At 67.5% G+C, this 1,931-nt stretch carries 4 protein-coding genes; all 4 read right to left on the reverse strand.

Features of this window, described 5'->3' with window-relative positions:
- Positions 1 to 549, reverse strand: a 549-nt coding sequence (locus tag BRAS3809_RS20505) for a cytochrome c oxidase subunit 3 (RefSeq protein ID WP_035657228.1), incomplete at its 3' end; no start/stop codon positions are given.
- Between the two features lie 114 nt (positions 550 to 663).
- Entirely contained in the window at positions 664 to 1,344 is a 681-nt protein-coding gene (locus BRAS3809_RS20510; protein WP_008963960.1) for a cytochrome c oxidase assembly protein, read from the reverse strand.
- A 7-nt stretch (positions 1,345 to 1,351) separates the two neighbouring features.
- Positions 1,352 to 1,528: a cytochrome c oxidase system small membrane protein gene (locus tag BRAS3809_RS20515; protein ID WP_008963961.1), complete on the reverse strand. Its 177-nt coding sequence runs from the start codon at positions 1,526 to 1,528 to the stop codon at positions 1,352 to 1,354.
- Positions 1,529 to 1,550: 22 nt separating this feature from the next.
- The coding region (locus BRAS3809_RS20520; RefSeq protein ID WP_035657231.1) for a UbiA family prenyltransferase at positions 1,551 to 1,931 on the reverse strand (381 nt) is incomplete at its 5' end.

A 1,931-nucleotide genomic window follows, 5' to 3' on the forward strand; every position in this document is an offset into this window, starting at 1 on the left:
GAGCAGGATGGTCAGGATCAGGCCNTATTTCAGGCCCTTGCGATCGCCTTCGAGCAGCGCGTGGTGCGCCCAGGTGACGGTCGTGCCCGAGGTCAGCAGGATCAGCGTGTTGAGCAGCGGCAGGTGCCAGGGGTCGAAGGTCTCGATGCCCTTGGGCGGCCAGACGCCGCCGATCAGCGCGTCGCGGGTGGCCTGCACCTCGTAGCCCGGGAACAGCGCGACGTTGAAATAGGCCCAGAACCAGGCGACGAAGAACATCACCTCGGAGGCGATGAACAGGATCATGCCGTAGCGGTGATGCAGCTGCACCACGCGGGTGTGGTCGCCCTTGTACTGGGCTTCCTTGATGACGTCGCCCCACCAGCTCGCCATCGTGTAGAGCACGCCGATCAGGCCGATGCCGAACACGATCGGCGCGGCGCCGAACATCTTGTGCATCCAGCCGATCGCGCCGAACGCCATGATGAAGGCCGACACCGAGCCGACGAACGGCCAGGGGCTCGGATCAACCAGATGGTAGTCGTGATGCTTGGCGTGCGCCTCAGCCATGGCAAGTCTCTCCCCAGATCGCAGCCGGTCGCCCCGGCAAAGTGTCGTTCGGAACAGCGTCGTTCAGAACAGTGTCGTTCAGAAATGGTCCCCGGATGCCGGAGGTCACCGCGGTCATAGGCTGCCCCGCGGCTTGTCCGGCTCGCCCGCGGCGACCGGCTTCGGGGCGGCGTCGCGGACGGGATAGAAGGTGTAGGACAGCGTGATCGTCTTCAGGCTGTCGTTCTCGTGATCGGCCGTGATCGCCGGATCGACATAGAACACGACCGGCATCTCGCGGGTCTCGCCCGGGGCCATGGTCTGTTCGGTGAAGCAGAAGCAGTTGATCTTCTGGAAGTAGGCGCCCGAGGTCAGCGGTGTCACGTTGTAGGCGGCCTGCGCCATGGTGGTGCGCGCCGACTGGTTGGTGACGGTGTAGTAGACCGTGACGACCTCGCCGATGGCGACCTCGATCTCGGTCTTCTCGGGCTCGAACTTCCAGGGCAGCCCGCCGGCAACGTTGGCGTCGAACCGGACGCTGATGCGGCGCGCCAGCGGCGCGGAGGACGGCGCCGAGATGGCGACCTGGGTGGTGCCGTTGAATCCGGTGGCGCGGCAGAACCAGTTGTAGAACGGCACGGCGGCGTAGGACGCGCCGACCATCAGCGCGACCACGGCGCCGCAGATGCAGCCGACCAGCGCGTCGCGGCCGATGCCACGGCGGGGCGCGGCCTGGCCGTCGGCAGCTTGCGCTGATGTCGGAGGGGTCTGGTCGTCGCTCGCCATCGTCCCGGTCTGCCTCACACCGTCCTGCATCGCATTCCTACATCGGCCGCTTCAGCACGATCGGACCCTTCACCATGGTCACGGCGAAGAACAGCACCACCAGCACGCCGAGCGCGAGCGCGATCGCGATCGAACGCCGGCGGCGGCTGCGCAGCTGCGCCTCGGTGAGGACGACGCCCTCGGGCTCGTTCGGATCTGCCATCGCGGTCGCCATGCCTTCCTGCCCCCGCATGCCCCTACCAGATCAGCGGCGCAATCATGCGCGCCACCGCCTCGAGCCCGAGCGTCGCGAACAGCGCGAACAGGTACAGGATCGAGAAGCCGAACAGCTTGCGGTTCGCGCGCAGCGAGGCGAGGCGCTCGCGCTTGCGGAACACCTCGATGGCTAGCCACAGCATGCCGGCGCCGAGCGCCAGCGAGACGACCCCGTAGACCGCGTCGAAATAGCCGAGCGGCCAGGGCGCGGCGGCGATCGCCACCAGCACGATCGTGTAGAGCAGGATCTGCAGCCGGGTCGCGTCGGCGCCGGCGACCACGGGAAGCATCGGCACGCCGGCGCGGGCATAGTCGTCGGTGCGGAACAGCGCCAGCGCCCAGAAATGCGGCGGGGTCCAGAA

Origin of the sequence: Bradyrhizobium sp. STM 3809 (assembly GCF_000239795.1) — a bacterium.
Taxonomy (GTDB): domain Bacteria; phylum Pseudomonadota; class Alphaproteobacteria; order Rhizobiales; family Xanthobacteraceae; genus Bradyrhizobium.